At 61.8% G+C, this 17,364-nt stretch carries 20 protein-coding genes and 1 tRNA gene; 9 read left to right on the forward strand and 12 right to left on the reverse strand.

Annotated elements, in window-relative coordinates:
* Positions 1-58: 58 nt before the first annotated feature.
* Both ACM64M_RS09265 and ACM64M_RS09270 read right to left on the reverse strand, forming a co-directional pair.
* Positions 59-313 carry an Arm DNA-binding domain-containing protein gene (locus ACM64M_RS09265; protein WP_416228406.1) on the reverse strand — a complete coding sequence of 85 codons (255 nt, stop codon included), beginning with the start codon at positions 311-313 and terminating at the stop codon, positions 59-61.
* A gap of 166 nt (positions 314-479) precedes the next feature.
* Positions 480-571, reverse strand: a tRNA-Ser gene (locus ACM64M_RS09270).
* 283 nt (positions 572-854) lie between these two features.
* Between ACM64M_RS09270 and ACM64M_RS09275 the strand changes: the two genes are divergently transcribed.
* From ACM64M_RS09275 to ACM64M_RS09285, 3 genes are all read left to right on the forward strand, one after another.
* Positions 855-1,760, forward strand: coding sequence for a DUF1134 domain-containing protein (locus tag ACM64M_RS09275; RefSeq protein ID WP_416228407.1), 906 nt, complete (start codon positions 855-857; stop codon positions 1,758-1,760).
* 126 nt (positions 1,761-1,886) lie between these two features.
* On the forward strand, positions 1,887-3,077 hold the full coding sequence (locus ACM64M_RS09280) for an aromatic amino acid transaminase (RefSeq protein WP_416228408.1): 1,191 nt from the start codon (positions 1,887-1,889) through the stop codon (positions 3,075-3,077).
* A gap of 9 nt (positions 3,078-3,086) precedes the next feature.
* Positions 3,087-3,656, forward strand: coding sequence for a GNAT family N-acetyltransferase (locus tag ACM64M_RS09285; protein WP_416228409.1), 570 nt, complete (start codon positions 3,087-3,089; stop codon positions 3,654-3,656).
* Here ACM64M_RS09285 and ACM64M_RS09290 read toward each other — a convergent pair.
* Positions 3,584-4,144 carry a hypothetical protein gene (locus ACM64M_RS09290; protein ID WP_416228410.1) on the reverse strand — a complete coding sequence of 187 codons (561 nt, stop codon included), beginning with the start codon at positions 4,142-4,144 and terminating at the stop codon, positions 3,584-3,586. The two genes, ACM64M_RS09285 and ACM64M_RS09290, sit on opposite strands and share 73 nt — an antisense overlap.
* Before the next feature lie 203 nt (positions 4,145-4,347).
* Here ACM64M_RS09290 and ACM64M_RS09295 point away from each other — a divergent pair, with 203 nt between their 5' ends.
* On the forward strand, positions 4,348-6,747 hold the full coding sequence (locus tag ACM64M_RS09295) for a beta strand repeat-containing protein (protein WP_416228411.1): 2,400 nt from the start codon (positions 4,348-4,350) through the stop codon (positions 6,745-6,747).
* Positions 6,748-7,026: 279 nt separating this feature from the next.
* Positions 7,027-7,923 (forward strand): OmpA family protein, encoded by an 897-nt coding sequence (locus tag ACM64M_RS09300; protein ID WP_416228412.1) that lies wholly within the window; start codon positions 7,027-7,029, stop codon positions 7,921-7,923.
* A gap of 35 nt (positions 7,924-7,958) precedes the next feature.
* On the opposite strand, the gene ACM64M_RS09305 is transcribed toward ACM64M_RS09300, so the two are convergent.
* The 7 genes from ACM64M_RS09305 to ACM64M_RS09335 all read right to left on the reverse strand — a co-directional run bounded on the left by ACM64M_RS09305 (position 7,959) and on the right by ACM64M_RS09335 (position 12,678).
* The gene (locus ACM64M_RS09305) at positions 7,959-8,597 is read right to left on the reverse strand and encodes a riboflavin synthase (protein WP_416228413.1); all 639 of its coding nucleotides are present in this window, start codon (positions 8,595-8,597) and stop codon (positions 7,959-7,961) included.
* 7 nt (positions 8,598-8,604) lie between these two features.
* The gene (ribD, locus tag ACM64M_RS09310) at positions 8,605-9,567 is read right to left on the reverse strand and encodes a bifunctional diaminohydroxyphosphoribosylaminopyrimidine deaminase/5-amino-6-(5-phosphoribosylamino)uracil reductase RibD (RefSeq protein WP_416228414.1); all 963 of its coding nucleotides are present in this window, start codon (positions 9,565-9,567) and stop codon (positions 8,605-8,607) included.
* Positions 9,568-9,611: 44 nt separating this feature from the next.
* The gene (locus ACM64M_RS09315; RefSeq protein ID WP_416228415.1) at positions 9,612-10,133 is read right to left on the reverse strand and encodes a hypothetical protein; all 522 of its coding nucleotides are present in this window, start codon (positions 10,131-10,133) and stop codon (positions 9,612-9,614) included.
* 61 nt (positions 10,134-10,194) lie between these two features.
* Positions 10,195-10,722 carry a DUF4402 domain-containing protein gene (locus ACM64M_RS09320; protein ID WP_416228416.1) on the reverse strand — a complete coding sequence of 176 codons (528 nt, stop codon included), beginning with the start codon at positions 10,720-10,722 and terminating at the stop codon, positions 10,195-10,197.
* Positions 10,723-10,835: 113 nt separating this feature from the next.
* Positions 10,836-11,573 carry a M48 family metallopeptidase gene (locus tag ACM64M_RS09325; RefSeq protein WP_416228417.1) on the reverse strand — a complete coding sequence of 246 codons (738 nt, stop codon included), beginning with the start codon at positions 11,571-11,573 and terminating at the stop codon, positions 10,836-10,838.
* Positions 11,570-12,061: a YcgN family cysteine cluster protein gene (locus ACM64M_RS09330; RefSeq protein WP_416228418.1), complete on the reverse strand. Its 492-nt coding sequence runs from the start codon at positions 12,059-12,061 to the stop codon at positions 11,570-11,572. The genes ACM64M_RS09325 and ACM64M_RS09330 overlap by 4 nt, the downstream gene beginning before the upstream one ends.
* Positions 12,049-12,678, reverse strand: coding sequence for an SCO family protein (locus tag ACM64M_RS09335; protein WP_416228419.1), 630 nt, complete (start codon positions 12,676-12,678; stop codon positions 12,049-12,051). The genes ACM64M_RS09330 and ACM64M_RS09335 overlap by 13 nt, the downstream gene beginning before the upstream one ends.
* A gap of 85 nt (positions 12,679-12,763) precedes the next feature.
* Between ACM64M_RS09335 and ACM64M_RS09340 the strand changes: the two genes are divergently transcribed.
* The 4 genes from ACM64M_RS09340 to ACM64M_RS09355 all read left to right on the forward strand — a co-directional run bounded on the left by ACM64M_RS09340 (position 12,764) and on the right by ACM64M_RS09355 (position 16,003).
* Positions 12,764-13,441, forward strand: coding sequence for an ankyrin repeat domain-containing protein (locus tag ACM64M_RS09340; RefSeq protein WP_416228420.1), 678 nt, complete (start codon positions 12,764-12,766; stop codon positions 13,439-13,441).
* A gap of 1 nt (position 13,442) precedes the next feature.
* Positions 13,443-14,129, forward strand: a complete 687-nt coding sequence (locus ACM64M_RS09345; RefSeq protein ID WP_416228421.1) for a COQ9 family protein — start codon at positions 13,443-13,445, stop codon at positions 14,127-14,129.
* 114 nt (positions 14,130-14,243) lie between these two features.
* Positions 14,244-14,756 (forward strand): single-stranded DNA-binding protein, encoded by a 513-nt coding sequence (ssb, locus tag ACM64M_RS09350; protein WP_416228422.1) that lies wholly within the window; start codon positions 14,244-14,246, stop codon positions 14,754-14,756.
* 263 nt (positions 14,757-15,019) lie between these two features.
* Positions 15,020-16,003: a serine hydrolase domain-containing protein gene (locus ACM64M_RS09355; protein WP_416228423.1), complete on the forward strand. Its 984-nt coding sequence runs from the start codon at positions 15,020-15,022 to the stop codon at positions 16,001-16,003.
* Between the two features lie 129 nt (positions 16,004-16,132).
* Here ACM64M_RS09355 and ACM64M_RS09360 read toward each other — a convergent pair whose 3' ends face one another.
* The gene (locus ACM64M_RS09360) at positions 16,133-16,669 is read right to left on the reverse strand and encodes a YceD family protein (protein ID WP_416228424.1); all 537 of its coding nucleotides are present in this window, start codon (positions 16,667-16,669) and stop codon (positions 16,133-16,135) included.
* Positions 16,663-17,190, reverse strand: coding sequence for a ubiquinol-cytochrome C chaperone family protein (locus ACM64M_RS09365; protein WP_416228425.1), 528 nt, complete (start codon positions 17,188-17,190; stop codon positions 16,663-16,665). The genes ACM64M_RS09360 and ACM64M_RS09365 overlap by 7 nt, the downstream gene beginning before the upstream one ends.
* Between the last annotated feature and the right edge of the window lie 174 nt (positions 17,191-17,364).

Raw genomic sequence — 17,364 nt, forward strand, 5'->3', positions numbered from 1 at the left:
GGGCGCGAACCTCCGGCGAAAACTTGTTCGTTGTCTTGCTCATAAGGACTCCATCTACTCAAGAGTTGGAGCCTCCGGCAATCCCGGGGCGGTTCATATCGCGGCGCATGTCGATCGCGAGTTCGCGGGCTTCAGCCAATCTAACTAAGTCTAGTGGCACTAGGCCGATGTCCCTTCGGCGCCCGTTTATGGTCGCGCGCAGCACCCAATACCCCTTTTTTGGGGCGGTGAGCAGCAGCGATAGGCCATCGCCATCCATATAGCGGCCCGGTTTAGTGAGAGCTCGAATCTGAGCAGCGGAAAGTTTTCCCATAGCCATCCATCCTGGTTCTCTTCCCACATCTGCTCCCACAATAGTGGGTAGAAAGTGTGGGAAAGGTTAGAACAAAATAAGAACAAAAGATTCCATTGCAAGTCCGAAGAACCGCAGAATTCTGCGGTTTTCAGGGACTTTCTGGGAACTCTTGGGATGGTATAGGTGGCGGAGACGGAGGGATTCGAACCCTCGATACCCGTTAAAGAGTATGGTTCCTTAGCAGGGAACTGGTTTCAGCCACTCACCCACGTCTCCGCGTGCGCTGCGCTTTTTGGCTGCGAGGCGCGCGCTATAGTCGGGCTTGCCAAGCCCGGCAAGGGGCGAATTGAGCGCCCACTCGTCCGCCGCCCCATCCACAAGCCTGTGCTTTGCCTCGGCCAGCCCAGCTTAAGCTTCGGCTTCCTATCGACTCGTCTCACCGCGTTTTCGATTCGGTTCGCCGACGAACGATTGTCGCAGCGTGGGATAAGGACTTTGCTTCGACGTGCAGGGTTGCGTCCATAGCAGATTCAAGGCTTTGCAAAAGAAGGTGTGTGAAATGCGCAGAACCAGACCTCAAACCGACCCACGCTCCGCAACTGGCAGAGTATTCCGGCACTTGACTGCATGGTCGCGCAATGGCGCGGCGATTGTTGCTGCTGCGATGCTCGCCTTTGCGCCAGCTGGCGCGCAGGACGTTGAGCGGTTCGACCCGGACGAAGCGTTTAACGCCTCGGCGAGCGCGGCGCAGGACACAGCACAGGGTAGTGCAAGCGGAGCGATCGACGCTGACCTCGTCGATCCGACGCTGCGCAGTGACCCCGCACCCGCCGATCCGACACCCGCATATCCCGCCACGGCCAATCCCGATGCGGCCGGGTTTGACAATGAGTTTTCGCAATATGCGGGCACTCAGCCGGGTGATCCGGTCCCCGCATGGACCGACCCCGCTCCGGCCGAACAAACGGCTGCCGCAAACCCGGAAACCTATGGCGAGGATGACCTGATTGGCGCAGCCGAAGGCGTCTTCGGCAAGGGCGCAGAAGGCCTTGCCGGACTGATCGAGGATCTGCTGCGCGAACAGGGTGAGCCCAATGGCTATATCGTCGGGCGCGAGGCGGGCGGCGCATTCATCTTTGGCGCGCGCTATGGGTCGGGCACGCTGCATCACAAGGTCGAAGGGGAGCGCAAGGTGTATTGGACCGGCCCCTCGCTCGGCATTGATGCCGGTGCCAATGCGGGCAACACCTTTGTGCTGGTCTACAATCTGTATGACAGCGAAGAGATATTTCGCCGCTATCCTTCGGGCGAGGGTCAGGCCTATTTCGTCGGCGGCCTGCATGCCAGCTATATGCGCCGCGGCGATGTCGTGCTGATCCCGATCCGGGTCGGCGCTGGCCTGCGGCTTGGCGTCAATGCAGGCTATATGAGATTCTCGAAGAAGCAGCGCTGGTTGCCCTTCTGAGGTCGCACATGATTGCCGGTTGACCTGCCAGCAGAGCGGGCCAAGGCAACAGCAAAATCGAGGCCGGCTGACCGGCACGCCGATTGGCGGTTGCGCAGCGCGCCGCCGCGCGGCAGAGCGTCCGCCATGCTCCACCGACTCGAACCCCAATCGCCCGATGCGCTGCTGGCGCTGATCAAGCTTCACGCTGCCGATGCCCGGCCAGACAAGGTCGATCTGGGCGTTGGCGTCTATCGCACCGGACAGGGCGACACCCCCGTTTTTGCGGCGATCAAGGCGGCGGAGCAGCGGCTGGTCGATACGCAGGACAGCAAGAGCTATCTTGGTCCCGAAGGCGACATGGGTTTTGTCAACGCGCTCATGCCCTATATCTTTGGCACCGATGATCCGGCGATGGGCGGACGCATTGCCGGGATGCAGACCCCCGGCGGCACTGGCGCGGTGCGACTGGCGCTGGCGCTGGCGCAGAAAGCGGGGATGATGCGGCTGCACATGGGCACGCCAAGCTGGCCCAACCACGCGCAGATTATCAAGGACATCGGGCTCGACTGGACCGCGTTCGACCACGCCAATCCCGATGGCAGCGCCAATGTCGACGCGGTGCTCGCCGCGATCCGGGGTGCGGGGCCGGGCGAAGGCGTGTTGCTGCATGGCTGTTGTCACAATCCCACGGGGATTGATTACACCCCTGACCAATGGGACGCGATTGGCGATGCGATTGCCGAAACCGGCGTCTTTCCGATCATTGACGTCGCCTATCAGGGGCTGGGCAAGGGCATGGAGGAGGACGCCTCCGGTTTCCGCAGCGTCCTGGCCAAGGTGCCCGAGGCTTTTATCGCCTATAGCTGCGACAAGAACTTTGGCATGTACCGCGACCGGGTCGGCGCATTCTATATCCTCGCCGGGTCCGAAGCCGATGGCGCTGCCACGCTGGAAAAGGCGTTTTCCAACGCCAATGCGCTGGCCCGCGCCAGTTGGTCGATGCCGCCCGATCACGGCGCGGCGGCGGTCCGCCTGATCCTGCGCGACGCCGATCTGACTGCGCAGTGGCTTTACGAACTGGACCAGATGCGCGCCCGGATGAACCAGGTCCGTGCCCGGCTGGCCGAGGCTGGCACTGCGGGCAGCGTCGATCTGACCCCGCTCGGCACCCAGAACGGGCTGTTTTCCATGCTGCCGGTGACCGCCGATCAGGTCCGCCAATTGCGCGAGGAACACGCCATCTACATGGCCGGTTCGGGCCGGATCAACGTCGCCGGCTTGACGTTTGACAATATGGAAAAATTCATCACCGCGATTGCCGACGTCACCGGATAGCCGCTGGCGATGCTCAATCGGCAACCCACGCTCGAAGGGCCACGCCTGCTGCTGCGACCGCTGCGCACAGACGATTGGGATGCGCTGTTTGCGGTCGCCTCAGACTCGCTGATCTGGGAGCAACACCCCGCGCATGATCGCTGGCAGGAGAGCGTGTTTCGCGTTTTCTTTGATGATGCGCTGGCCCATGGCGGCGCGCTGGCGGTGATCGACAAGGCGAGCGGTGCGATCATTGGCTCCTCGCGGTACCAGGGTTTGGAGGAGGCAGGCGGCGGTTCGGTCGAGATCGGCTGGACTTTCCTTGCGCGCTCGCATTGGGGCGGGGCCGCCAATCGTGAGCTGAAACGGCTGATGGTGGCCCACGCGCTTGCCAGCATCGCCGAATGCCGCTTTGCCGTGGGTGAGAGCAATTGGCGTTCGCGCGCCGCGATGGTCAAGATCGGCGGACGGCTAACCGCGCGAGAGGACATGCGCGGCATGGCGGGCAAACAGGTGCGTCACGTCATCTATGTCATCACCCGCGCCGAATTTAACAGCGGGCCTCTGGGGAAACAGCCTGACACCGAACCCGGGGGTTGAGGCCATTTCATCCGCGGTGCTTTTGCCAGTCCAATACGCCGCTTTCCCCGCTGCGCGTCGAGCCGCCTAAGCAGCCGCAAAAGCGCGGAATTGTCGGGTTTTTGCGCGATAGACCGCATGGTTCCGCGATAGATCACCGGCTGCCACAGGCCGATTTCGACCCGGTAAAACAGGTCGCGGAGTGTGACCTTTCGCCAATCGGCAATTCCTGTGCGGCGCGCGGGAGGCGATCCCGGCGCGGCCAGCACATGGTCCCACGCTGCGGCGAAACTTTGCGCGTCGGGCCTCGCGCGGAGCCGATAGGCACTTTCCCGGCTCTTGCCCACCGCCTTCGCCGCACCGGCCACCGAACCGTGCACATACAGCTCTGCCAGAAAGGCGCATTGCAACTGGGGTGACCAGCCATCCTTGCGCCTGCGCCGCTTTACCGGGGTAAAGAACGGCGGGCGCGAGCGGCGGGTGCGGGCAGAAACGATGGAGCGAGGCATGGCGCGCAGTAAGGCACAAATGCGGGTGTGTAGGAAAGCGCGAATGTCAGCAGGGCGCGCGGCGCGTTAGGTTAAATAAGTATATTCCCTTAACTTTCCCTAACTGCTACCCCTTCGGTCAGAAGGCGCGGCGAACGAATCCGCGCCCGTGGTCGCCCGCGATTAATTCAAATGCCTCTTACGAGGGGCCCGGGGGAAATATCTTGAGAAATACGATTCTTGCAGGCGCGTCGATTCTGGCGCTCTCGATTGCAGCGCCAGCGATGGCGCAGAACCAGAGCACGGTAAATCAGAACGGCACCGGCAACAGCGCTGCGGTGACGCAGCCGGGCACCGGAAACGAATCAACCGTTACCCAGAACGGAGATGATGGCGGCGTGACCGTCGATCAGGTCGCACAGGGCAACATTTCAACCGTGACCCAGAATGCGGGCGGATCGCTGAACACCGCAGACATCAATCAGAACGGCGATTTCGATTCGTCCTCCGTTGAGCAATCCGACCTGAGCAATTCGGCGATTGTGACGCAGGAAGGGTTCGACCTCGACGGCAGCCTGCTTGCTAACAGCAGCACCGTTATCCAGTCTGGCACTGATAATGACGCGACTGTTTCGCAAGTTGGCGACACCAATTCCTCCTTTGTCGGACAAAGCGGAACAGAGGATCAGGCATTCCTTGTATCCGGCGGCGAAGGCAATTCTTCGGGGATCACCCAGTCGGGCGAAAGCAATGTGTCCGATGTTCTGCAAGATGGTGATGGCAATTCATCAACCACCACGCAGTCGGGAGAGGACGGCGACATTGATGTCGATCAGTTGAGCGATGACAGCACCTCGATTGTCGCGCAGTCCGGCGATTTCCAAGACGCGACCTTGGTGCAATCCGGCACCAACAACCGCTCGGAAATCACCCAGAGCGGTGATGATAACGATGCAGATGTCGAGCAGGGTGGCAGCGACAACATCTCTTTCGTGACGCAGAGCGATGAAGAAAACGATGCCGATGTCGAGCAGACGGGGGCGACCAACTTTTCCAACGTGATCCAGAGCGCGGAAAATAATGAGGCGGATATCCTGCAATCGGGTGCCAATAACAATTCGATCATTGCCCAGTTTGACGACAACAATTTTGCCGATGTTGAACAATCGGGCAGCTTCAACCGATCCGAAGTGACGCAGCCTGGCGAAAGCAACGAAGCATTTGTCCTCCAAAGCGCGGACGGCAACACCTCATTCGTGACACAGAGCGGTCAAGACGGATTTGCCGATGTCGATCAGGTCGGCACGGACAGCATGTCTACCGTTAACCAGGATGGCATCGATAGCAGCGCCATCGTGCTGCAAGAAGGCATTGATCTTGACCTTAGCGGCCTGACCAACACCAGCACGGTTTCGCAGACCGGAACCGAAAACGAAGCCGATGTTCAGCAGGTGGGCGACAACAACGGTTCGACCGTGGTCCAGTCTGGCTCTTTGAACGATGCGTTTCTTGTGAGCGCGGGCGCGGGCAACACTTCGGCCATTACGCAGTCTGGATCGACCAACGTCACCGATGTTGAACAGGACGGCGACAGCAACAGCTCGGTCGCAACCCAGTCCGGCAGTGATGGCGATATCAATGTGTTCCAGATCCTGTCGGGCAACCAATCGTTTGCCACGCAAAGCGGCAGCAATCAGATTGCCGATGTCGATCAGACCGGGGCGAGCAACACCAGCACGGTAACGCAGTCGACCCAAAACTATACAGCCAACATCATCCAATCGGGCAGCGGCAACACTTCGACTGCGATCCAGCTTGATCCGGTGAGCATTGGCAACACGTTGAGCACGGTCAACACTACGCAGGCCGGTGACAACAACAGCGCCACCGTCAATCAGCGCAGCATTGATTCGATCAGTAACGTTACGCAGGCGCTGGGTGCGAATGGCAACACGGTATCCGTGCTGCAGGGGTCCTTCTCGCGGCGCCAGACGAGCAATGTGACACAGGAAGGATCGAACAATTTTGCCACCGTGCAACAGGGGATCAATGGCACCGGCCCAAATGACGATGACAATGTCAGCACCATCACCCAAAGCGGCGACGGCAACACCGGCACGGTGCGCCAACTGTTGCGCGACGGTATGAGCACGCTCACCCAGAGCGGCAATGGCAACACTGCCTTCACCGAACAAGGTATCTCGGGTGTCGGCAGCGGCTTCGGCCCGTTCACCGCGACCGTGATCCAGTCCGGTGAAACCAACACCTCCAACGTGTTCCAGCGTTCGATCGATAGCACGGTCTTTGTCGAGCAGATCGGCGACGGCAACAGCTCGGCGGTGACCCAGCTGTCCTATAACTCTGGGGGTGACGCCAACACGACCAACAGCGCAACCGTGACACAGAGCGGCGACATGGGCCAATCGACGATCACCCAGACCGGCAACAACAACACCGCGACGCTGGATCAACAGCTGGGCGGATTGGGCAATATTTCGCTCATCACCCAGACCGGCAACAGCAATATGGCAACGGTCGGTCAGGGCGGCAACGGCGATATGTCGACGGTGTCCCAGACCGGCGACAACATCACCGCCACGGTCAACCAGAACTTCACGCCGTAAACGCGGTCTGAAACCACACGGCACAGGGGCGCGGGGGGGCAACCTCCGCGCCCCTTTTGCTTGGTCTGATGCAGCGCGCAGACTCGTTTCGCCGCGTCTTCGCAACCCTCCATCCCTGGCCGGCAATTCAGCCTCTTGCCTGTTCACTTTTCTGCAAGCAGGCGTCGATCATGCATGGCGGAGCACCCGGCAGGGCGGGCATTAACCAGGCTTCAAAGGGGGTTTGCTAAGGCCCCGCTGCAATTTTCGGGCAGCGCGGGCGTTATGGTCGCAAGGAGAATGACAATGAATTTTCGCACAGCTGCGCTGATCGCCGCAGGTCTGATGGCCGCACCCTTCGCCGTGCCCGTGCTGGCGCAACAAATCCCGACTGAGGACAATATTCTCACCACCGTTTACGCCCCGCAGCCGCCCGCGATTGAAGGGTTGGCGGAAGGGCCGCAGATCGAAGGCTTTATCTCGGCGCGCAACGGCAACCGGGTGCAGGTCACTGCATCGGACGGGACCGCTACCATCGTCACCCTGACCGAAGAAACCAACATCCGCGCAAAGGGCGGATTTCTGGGTCTGGGGCGCGAAACCTTGGGCGCCAATGCGCTGCTCAATGGCCTGCCGGTGGAGGTCGATACCCGCCAATGGGACGGCGGGCTGGTCGCCGCGCGGGTGCGGTTTTCGGACCGTGACCTTGAAACCGCCGAGATGATCCGGTCGGGCACGTCGCAGCGCTTTGCCGCGAATGAAACCGCGATCGAGGACAACGCCGCCGCGACGCAGGCGCTGCGCGGCCGGTTCGGCGATATCGACAAATACAACGTCAAGAGCACCACCAGCGTCTATTTCGACACTGGCCGCGCCGATCTGTCGCCGAGCGCGCGCAATCAATTGTGCAGCGCGGCGGCGCAGGCAGAACGGATGGACAATGCGCTGCTGCTGGTGGTGGGTTACACCGATTCCACCGGCAGCCAGGAAGTGAACCAGCGATTGAGCGAAAGCCGCGCCGCCAGCGTGGTGAATTATCTGCAACAGCAATGCGGTTGGGCTCCCTACCGGATGCTGACCCCAACCGGCATGGCAGAGGCAGACCCGGCGGCGGACAATGCGACCGAATATGGCAAGGCGCAAAACCGCCGCGTTGCGGTCAATGTGCTGGTCAGCAAAAGCGTCGACGGGTTGTAACACGGGCGGGGCGGCAGATTTGTCCTGCTGCCCGGCTACACCACCCCAAGCCCCTGCATCCGTTTGAGATAGCGGGCCAGAACGTCAATCTCCAGATTGACGCGCGAGCCGACTTTGAGATCGCCCAGCGTGGTCACTGCGCCAGTGTGCGGAATGATGTTGACCAGAAAATCGCAGGTCTTGTCAGGCCGGTCGCGCACGTCGTTGACGGTCAGCGACACGCCATCGACCGTGATCGACCCTTTTTCTGCAATATAGGCTGCGATTTCGGCGCGCGCGCGAATTGCCACGCGCCAGCTGTCGCCGACCTGTTCGGCCAGCACCACTTCGCCGATTGTATCGACGTGGCCGGTGACGATGTGCCCGCCCAGTTCATCGCCGACGCGCAAGCTGGGTTCGATATTGATCCGCTGCCCCGCTGCCCACATGCCGGGGCGAGTGCGGCTGACGGTCTCGGCAGAGACATCGACGTCAAACCAGGCATCGCCTTCCCCATCCGCGTGAGCCGGTCGCATGCCGCGCTCGACCACCGTCAGGCATACGCCCGAACAGGCAATTGACGCGCCAATATCAATCCGCGCGGGATCAAGCGGGGCGTTGATGCGGAGCCGCAGATCACCGCGCTGGTCATGCGCGGCGATGGTGCCGATGGCGGTGATTATTCCTGTGAACATATGCGCTTCACCTTCCCGGCAATTGTCTGCAACGCAGATAGGCGGAGAATTCGTCGCTGCCAAGCAATCGCCGCTCCGCCAATCGCCAGCGGCCATGCGCAGCGGCAAGGTCAGCAAGTCCGATGTCGCCAAGCCCCTGCTGGCCCCCGCCAATCAGGATCGGAGCGCGGTAAAGGTGGATTTCATCGACAAGATCCTGCCGCAGGAAACTCGCCGCTGCGCCTGCGCCGCCTTCGACATAGAGATGGAGCGCGTCCGGGATAGCGGCAATCTGATCGGGGCGGTTGATGACCCGCACCCCATCAGGCGGAATTCCCCGCGTCAGCAGCACGCGCTGCGGGCTGCGGTGCTCCAGCCCCGGCAAGCGCACATCAAGCCGCGGACGGTCGGCGCGCCAGGTCGAACCGCCGACCAGGATCGCATCGTTCCGCGCGCGCTGGCTGTGGACCTGCGCGCGCGCCTCTGCCCCGGTGATCCACTGGCTCGATCCGTCGGCCATGGCGATGCAGCCATCCAAACTCAGCGCCAGTTTGAGGGTCACGCGCGGGCGGCCCAGCGCCGCGCGGGTCAGGTACCCCGCCAGACTGGCGCGCGAAGCGTCATCATCCAGCACGCTGACCGCAATCCCCGCGCGTTCAATCCGCCGCGCGCCCTGTCCGGCGGTGCGCGGGTCGGGGTCAAGCTGACCGATCACCACGCGCGCGGGCCGCGCAGCAATCACCAGATCGGTGCAGGCTGCCCCGCGCGGCGATTGATGCGCGCAAGGCTCCAGCGTGACAAACAGCACCGCGCCCGCAGCCCCGCCTGGCGCGACACCTGCCAGCGCCAGTGCCTCGGCATGGGGCCGTCCACCCGCCTGCGTCCATCCGCGCGCTATCACACGGCCGTCTTTTACCAGCATCGCGGCAACGCCGGGATTGGGGCGCGACAGCGGACGCGCGCGCGCCGCCAGCCGCGCGGTTGCGGCCATCCAGTCGGTGTCTGCGGTGCGAAATTGCAAGCGGGGCGGCGCGGCTAAGGAGCCGGGCTTTCGCTGTCGGGCACAGCGGGTGGGGGAGCGGCGGTGCTTTCAGCCTCGCTATCATCCGCTTGTTCGTTGGTGCCGCGTCCGAACAATTCTTCGCGGCGCGCCTGTTCGGCAGCAGCCTCTGCCGCGCGTCTGGCGTCGGCGCGGCGTTCGATCTCTTCGACATCCATCCCCGCTGCTGCGCCCAGCGCCTTGTAAAGTTCGCGCTTGCGCTCGGCGATTTCAGCCTCGCGGGCCTCGCGCAGATCTTTCACCTCCTGATTTTCAACATTAGAGGCGATGATCTCCGCGTCGCTGCGAGCCGCGTCGAAAGTGGTGATATAGGTGATCGTGGGCGGGTCAGGCACCTTGTAAACCGTCTCCCCCGCCAGCCAGTAGAATATCAACGCAAACGGAGCGGTCGAAGCCAGCAGGATCGGCACGCGGTAAGGGTTGGGCTTCCGGAATTCGCTCCAGAAATCCTTTACCCCCGGCGCGGGATTGAAACGCGAATTGGCAAGTCTCGGCATGGCGGCAATATAGGCAAATTGTGCCGGGCTGACCAGAGCCGAGCTTCGCGGGGATCACCACTCATGGATATTCGACGCTGATCGGCACCCGTCCGCGCAAATTGCCGCTGGCGTCCGTTTCGGCCTCGATCACCAGAGTGCCGGAGAAATTGAAGCTGAGTTGGCCGTTGGCATCAAGCACCGGGAAGCTCGGCAGATCGCTGACAAAGTCGCGGATCAGCGCGTCCCCGCCATTTGTCCCGCCGCCCGTATCGCGCATGGCGACTTCATTGGGCAGGTCGATGGAGATTTGTTCAAATGGCGCTCCGGTGATGGTGGCGCGGCCGGTGATCGGCATCCCGCCCAGATCATCGACATCGCCGATCAGGGTCTTTTGCCCGCTTGCCAGATCGAGCATGACGCGCCCTTCGCCCTTGCCAAGCAGAACCAGACGACCAAAGTCGATATCGCTTTCGATGGTGATTTCGAGCCGCTGGCAATTGCGATTCTGGTTGCCATTCCCATTGCCGTTCTGATTGCCATTGCCGCGGCACCCCGGCGGCAGGTCGCAATCGGGGCAATTGCCCTGCGCGCGCAAGTCGCTTCCCAAGCCTGTAAGGGCAGGGAAGGTGAGCGCGAGGGCTGCCAACGCAAGGGTGACCACACGAAACATGACCGCAAGTTAACCGATCAAGGTTAACGAAGGGCTACGTGGTTCTGCGTTCAGCCAAAGCTGGCATACAGGCTGCGGCCGTGGTCCTTTAGCCAGCGGTCGGCGGCGCTGATCTCGCCTTCGTAAATACTGCCGAGCAAAGCGTGGAATGCGGGGCTGTGATCGAAATGGACCAGATGCGCGACTTCATGCGCGACCACCGACCGGCGCACGTAATCGGGGGCCTGAATCAGCCGCCAATTGATGCGGATGCGCGCCTGACCTGAACGTCCACCATCCGAACAACTGCCCCAGCGGCGCTGCGCCCGCGACAAGGCGACGGGCACCGGGGCCAGCGCAGCGGCGGCGGAGTATTCGGCCAGATCGGTTTCGTATAGCCGCAAGGCTTCGCGTTCGAGCCAGCGCTTTATCCGGCCCTCCAGCCCGGCTTTCGGTCCGCCCAGCCGCAGCGTGCCTTCGTTCAGCGCCGGACGCCGCGCGGCGCGTTCCTGCCAATCGATCCGCAGCGGCTCGCCGCGAAACAGGACTATGCTGCCGGGACCGGGCGCCGCGCGCCGGGGCAGGCGCGCATGTTGCTGCGCCAGCCAGTCGCGCCGGGCGTGGGCAAAGGCGATGGCTTCATCGCTGCGCGCCCAGCCGGGCAGGGTGATGCGCACTTCGCTGCCATCGGGGGCCAGCCGCAGGGTCAATCGCCGGGCGGTCTTGTGGCGGCGCAGGATAATCGGAACCTTGACCCCGCCCAGCTCAATTTCGGGATCGAATGCCGCGCTTTTCAGCCAATCAATCATTCGTCCAGCTCTGCTGCTTCGTTCCAAACTCCGCCGGCAGGGCGGCGCGGCGGGGTCCATTCGATGATGTGATGTTCAAGCGGCCCGGCATCGACCTCGCTCACCACGCGGCCCGCGACCGAGACACCGGCGCGTTTGACCGTCTCGCGGTCGCCGCTGATGAGATAATGCCAATCGTGCAGTTTGCGCCCGTCGGCGCGCAGGCGATAGGCGCAGGTGGTGGGCAGCCACGGCACCTCCTCCACAATTGCCAGCGTCAACCGCAGGCAATCGGGCACAAACGCCTTGCGGTTGCGATAGTCGGAGCATTTCGCGGTGCGGCAATCGAGCAATTTGCACGCTACATTGGTGTCGGCGATGATCCCGGTGTCGGCATCCTCGATCTTGTGTAGGCAGCAGCGCCCACAGCCATCGCACAGCGCCTCCCACTCGGCACGGTTGAGCTGCGCCAGCGGCAGCTCCCAGAACCGGTCTCTCAATTCACCCATAGCGCCAGTTCGGCGGTCACGGCGTCCGCGCCCTGATCGGTGGGCAGGGTGGCGATTGGCTCACCTTCCGGGCCGAACAGATAGACGACGTTGGAATGGTCCATCAGATAGCCGCCGCCCGGCGCGGTTTCTCCGCGAGAGTAGAACACTTTGAACGCGCTGGCCGCATCGGCGATCTGTTCGGGCGTGCCGGTCAGCCCGATAACATCATCGGAAAACGCGCTGGTAAATTCCTTCAACACCGCGCCGTGATCGCGTTCCGGGTCGATGGTGATGAAGATGGACTGGATCTTTGCGGCCTGGTCCGGCTCCGCCTCGGCAAATTGGTTCAGCCCCTGCACCATGCGCTGCATGTCGGTGGGGCAGACATCGGGGCAATAGGCATAACCGAAATAGACGATCCGGTATTTGCCCGCAAAATCGCCCCAGCGCACGGCCTTGCCTTCGCTATCCACCAGATCGAATTCGCCGCCAATAGACGCCCCGGCAAGCGGCGGGTCGATCGCTGCGGAGGGTTCGGGAGAACACGCAGCCAGCAAAAGGCAAGCCGCGCCGACAATCAAGCCCGCGCGGGCAAGAGAGGCAAATCGGCGCGAAGGATTGGCGGAAATGTTCATGGTCTGCTAATTGCGTCCTCGCAAAGGGGGGCATCGGGTATGCCTCTCGATAAAAGTCTTAGAGCAAATGCGAAAGGTTCAAAGCGTGGCTTCCACTGTTTTGCGCAAATTGGGATTGAAGGCGGCGCTGGCACCGATGGTGTCGGGTGCGTTGGGAATAGGCGTGATCGCGGGTATGATGACGGCTGCGGGGATCGGCATGGTTCAGCCTGCAGCGGCGCAGCTTTATTCCGACGGCTATCAATTCCTCAAGGCGGTAAAAGATCGCGACGGCGACACTGCGACCGAAATGCTCAATCAGCCGGGCACCACGATCATCAACACCCGCGACATCACCAGCGGCGACAGCGGGCTGCATATTGTGACGGAGCGCCGCGATGTGCTCTGGGTGCGGTTCCTGCTGCAACGCGGGGCCAATCCCAACATCCGCAACAATGCCGGAGTTACTCCGCTGCAACTGGCGACCCGGCTCGGCTTTGTCGAAGGGGCGGAGGAGTTGCTCAAGAAAGGCGCGCAGGTCAACGCCGCTGACAGTCAGGGTGAAACCCCGCTGATTGCTGCCGTGCATCAACGCAATGTCGAAATGGTGCGGCGCCTGCTGGCCGAAGGGGCCGACCCCGACCACAACGACAATTCGGGCCGTTCTGCGCGCGATTATCTGGGATTGATGACCGGCAACACATTGTTGGTGCGCGAATTTGAACTGGCCGATGCCAAACGCGAAGATCAGGGAACCACTCAGCAATACGGGCCTTCTTTCTGATATGACCGATCAAAATTCCGATTTCGCTGACATGACCCTTGATGAATTGCGGCTTGCGCTGGCCCCAGACATTGCTGCTTCGGCGATTTTCGACGGCTGGAACGAAACCGCGCTGGTGGCCGCTGCCGAAATGGCGGGCGCGGATGTGGACATTGCGCGATTGGCCTTTCCCAAGAAGCCGGGCACCGGGCAGGCGATGGACATGATCGATGCATGGGTCGCCTCGGTCGATGCCGCGATGGCGGCGGAATGGCCGCAGGAACGCCTTGCTGAGCTGAAAATCCGCGAACGCATTCGCGTGCTGGTCGCGTTCCGGCTGGAGGCGGTCGAACATATCGATGAGGCTGTGCGCCGCGCGATGGCGATCATGGCGATGCCGCAGAACGCAGCCCGCGCGCTGAAACTGGGCTGGCGTTCGGCGGACATCATGTGGCGTCTCGCCGGAGACACCGCGACCGATTACAACCATTATTCCAAGCGCGCGATCCTTGCGGGGATTTACTCGGCCACGCTGGCGGTCTTTGTGAATGACGACAGCGAGGGCAAGGCGAAGACGCATGAATTCCTCGGCCGCCGGATCGACGGGGTGATGCGGTTCGAGAAATTCAAGCACAAACTGACCAGCCGCGAGGTCGAAATGCCCAGCCTGACGCGGTTTCTGGGCCGACTGCGCTATCCCAGCCGGTAAAGTGGTTGATTAAACGCGCGGGCTTGTCGCCTCACCCGGTTTGCTGTCCTAATACTGTCAGGAGAATCGCAGCCGGGCAGGCTGCGCGCGTGTTTGACGGGAAGGAATATTTCGATGGCGGGTTCGCTCAACAAGGTCATGCTGATCGGCAATCTCGGGGCTGATCCCGAAATCCGCAGCTTTCAGAACGGCGGCAAAGTCGCCAATCTGCGCATCGCCACGTCCGAAACGTGGAAAGACCGCCAGACCGGGGAGCGCAAGGAAAAGACCGAGTGGCACACCGTCGCGATCTTTTCCGAAGGGCTGGTCGGGGTGGTCGAACGCTACCTTAAAAAAGGCAGCAAGGTGTTTGTCGAAGGCAAGCTGCAAACCCGCAAATGGCAGGATCAAAGCGGCAATGACCGCTACAGCACCGAAGTCGTCATTCAGGGCCTCGGCGGGACGCTGACCATGCTCGACGGCCCGCAAGGCGGCGGTGGCGGCGGCGCGCGCTCGGGCGGCTACGGCGGCGCAGCGGGCGGCGGCGATCAAGGCGGCGGCTGGAATCAAGGCAGCAGCGCGGGCGGTGCAAGCGGCGGCGGTTCCAGCGGAGGCTATGACGATCTTGACGACGACATTCCGTTTTAATTTGCGTAAGCGCACGGCACGATCAGCGTTAGTGTTGGCGGAGATTGAGATAGGTCGCCCATTCCGTCAGCGGCTCAGTTTTGCACATTGAAGGTGTTCGATGCTGCGGCGTCATACCGTATTCGTTCACCAACGCATCTTTACCGATAGCGCGAAAGGCCGTGCGATATCGGCGAGGTTGGATCAATTCGTGAAGGAGCCGAGCCGTGAGGTTGAGCATAGGCGGGTATTTCGCGCTAGCCCTCATTACGTTCGCAACCCCAGTGGCGGCAGACGTCCCCCCTCCAGCGGCATCACTTGGCGAACTGGAGGACGCGATCGACCGTGGCCGCTATGGACCAATTGTTGCTATAGAGGCCGAGCAGCATCGGACAACAACCTGGAGCTATCGCACCAATCGTTCTGACGCGGAATGGCCGCACGATATTCGCTCTGCGGGAAAGTCGCTGACCGCGCTAGCAGTTGGCGTGGCAATCGCCGACGGACATTTGGAATCGCTTGATGCAAAAGTGTGGCCAATTCTCGGCGCGCCCGAAAATGATCCGCACAATGATATCACTGTAAGCGACCTGTTGACCATGTCATCGGCGTTGAACTGCGACGATTCCGAGCGCCGCTCACCTGGCCAGGAGGAGCGCATGTATCGCACGCGCGACTGGCGGGCATTCGCCATGTCCATCCCGATAGATCCGGAATACCGGCGAGATGGCAGTGGCCAAGCGCGCTTTTCATACTGCACCGCGGGTGTTTTCCTGCTTGGTCAGGTTGTCGAAGCTGTCACGGGCGAGCGTTTCGACACCTATGTCGAGCGACGAATATTTGCTCCGCTAGGCATAACGAATGTCGTCTGGCGTAGGTCGCCTAGCGGCCAAGTGCAGTCCGGTGGGCAGTTGCGGATTGGCGCAGCCGATCTTGGAAAAATAGGACGTATGGTGCTTGATCGTGGCCGGTGGGGTGACGAACAAATTGTACCCGAAGCATGGGTGGCCGAAATGCTGACGCCTCGCGCGCAACCTGCACCCGGTATTGCCTATGGCTATCTATGGTGGCTTTACCACATTCCGACGCCGATTGGCCCTCAGCCCAGTTGGATTATGTCGGGCAACGGTGGAAATCTGGTTGCAATTTTTCGTGCCTATGACTCGGTCGTTGTCGTGCAGTCTGCCGCTTACAATCAGTCGCAGGCGGGCGACCGTTCTTTTGCGATTGTTCGTGATGCAATCGCTGCGATGGCATTGCCGGAATAGGCTGCGCGTTTAGCGGTGATTTGCCTGCAACAGCCATTTCCATTGCAGCCTTAATTGCTGACATGTCGATTCCCACCCCGATAACAGCTCACGCGCTGCACCGGAAAGAACCTGAAACCCGATATCGGTTCAATCTTTCTTCAGCCCCCGCAGCATCTCGGCCAGTGGTCCGTCCTGTTCGCCTTCGGCCACGATCCCGGCTTTGCGCCGCGCTTCATCGGCCTGCGGTCCTTCGGCATAGGGGTCGATGGCGAGGCCGAGCGTTTGTGCAACCGCTTCGCCAAGATCAAATGCGTCGCCGCTGAATTCGATCTCGTCGCAATCCTCTGCGTCGAGTTCGATCTCGATTTCGGCACTTTCGTCTTGGGCGACAGGCTGCGCGCCCTGCTCGACAAAACGCAGGTCGAGCGGTTCTTCGATGGTGGCGGGAAAATCCTCGCCCGAAATGGCGCAGGATTGCCTGATCTCGGCTTTCAAAGTGCCCACCGCGCGGATCGCTTGGCCGCGCTGTTCCAGCGTCACTTCGGCGCGCAGGCGGTCGATGCCCGGCAGGTCAAACCGCGCGGCCAGACCCGCGCGCTCGCCCGCATCGGCCTCGATCACCACAATTTCGCCCGGCAGGCCCTTGATCCTGATCCGGCGCGAGAATTCGGGCTGGTTCACCATATGCCGCTCGCTTTCAGCACCGCCGCATCGTCGAAAGTCGCCAGCCGCTCTGACAGCGCCAGTAATTTGCCCGCCACGCATGCCGCGCTCGCCGCTTCGTCTGCGGATTCGGAAAAGGTGACGTTGCGCGACACCGCGCCGATCAGTTTTTCGCGGTCGCTGGTGGTCAGCGCGCTGCGATAGGCACCCAGCCTGCCGCCGAGCACGCTCATGAGTTTGCCGACGCGCTTGCCCACGACCACATCGTTGACGCCGAATTCGCGCAATTGCCCGTCCATATCTTCGACAAACAATTCCGCGAGCAAAGCGCTTTCGGCGCGCATCTCGCTGGCCTCGACCCGCACCATCACCGTGCACAGCACTGCGGTGATAAGGTCGAACCGTCCGCCCACGCTGTCGGAAACCTTGCAATCCTTGTAGAACGAAGGCTCGCGCGCCAGTTCAATCACGCGGTGCCACAAGGGGCGCACCTGTTCGCGCGGGTCGGGGCCAGTGCCAAGCAGGCGGGACAGGAAGCTCATCGAAAATCTCTCAATTGGTTAAGGCCCGCAAGATGCAACCCTTAAGATCCGGCGCATTCAGCCGCAATTCACGGCTAACACCCCAGTTCCATTCGCAGCGACGTTGCAAGGCTCTGCGACACGCCGTAAGGCCCTTGATGCGCTGTGCACGATATAGGCTGCGGCCTGCGCGCG

The sequence above is a fragment of the Qipengyuania sp. ASV99 genome (assembly GCF_047872805.1).
Lineage (GTDB): Bacteria > Pseudomonadota > Alphaproteobacteria > Sphingomonadales > Sphingomonadaceae > Erythrobacter.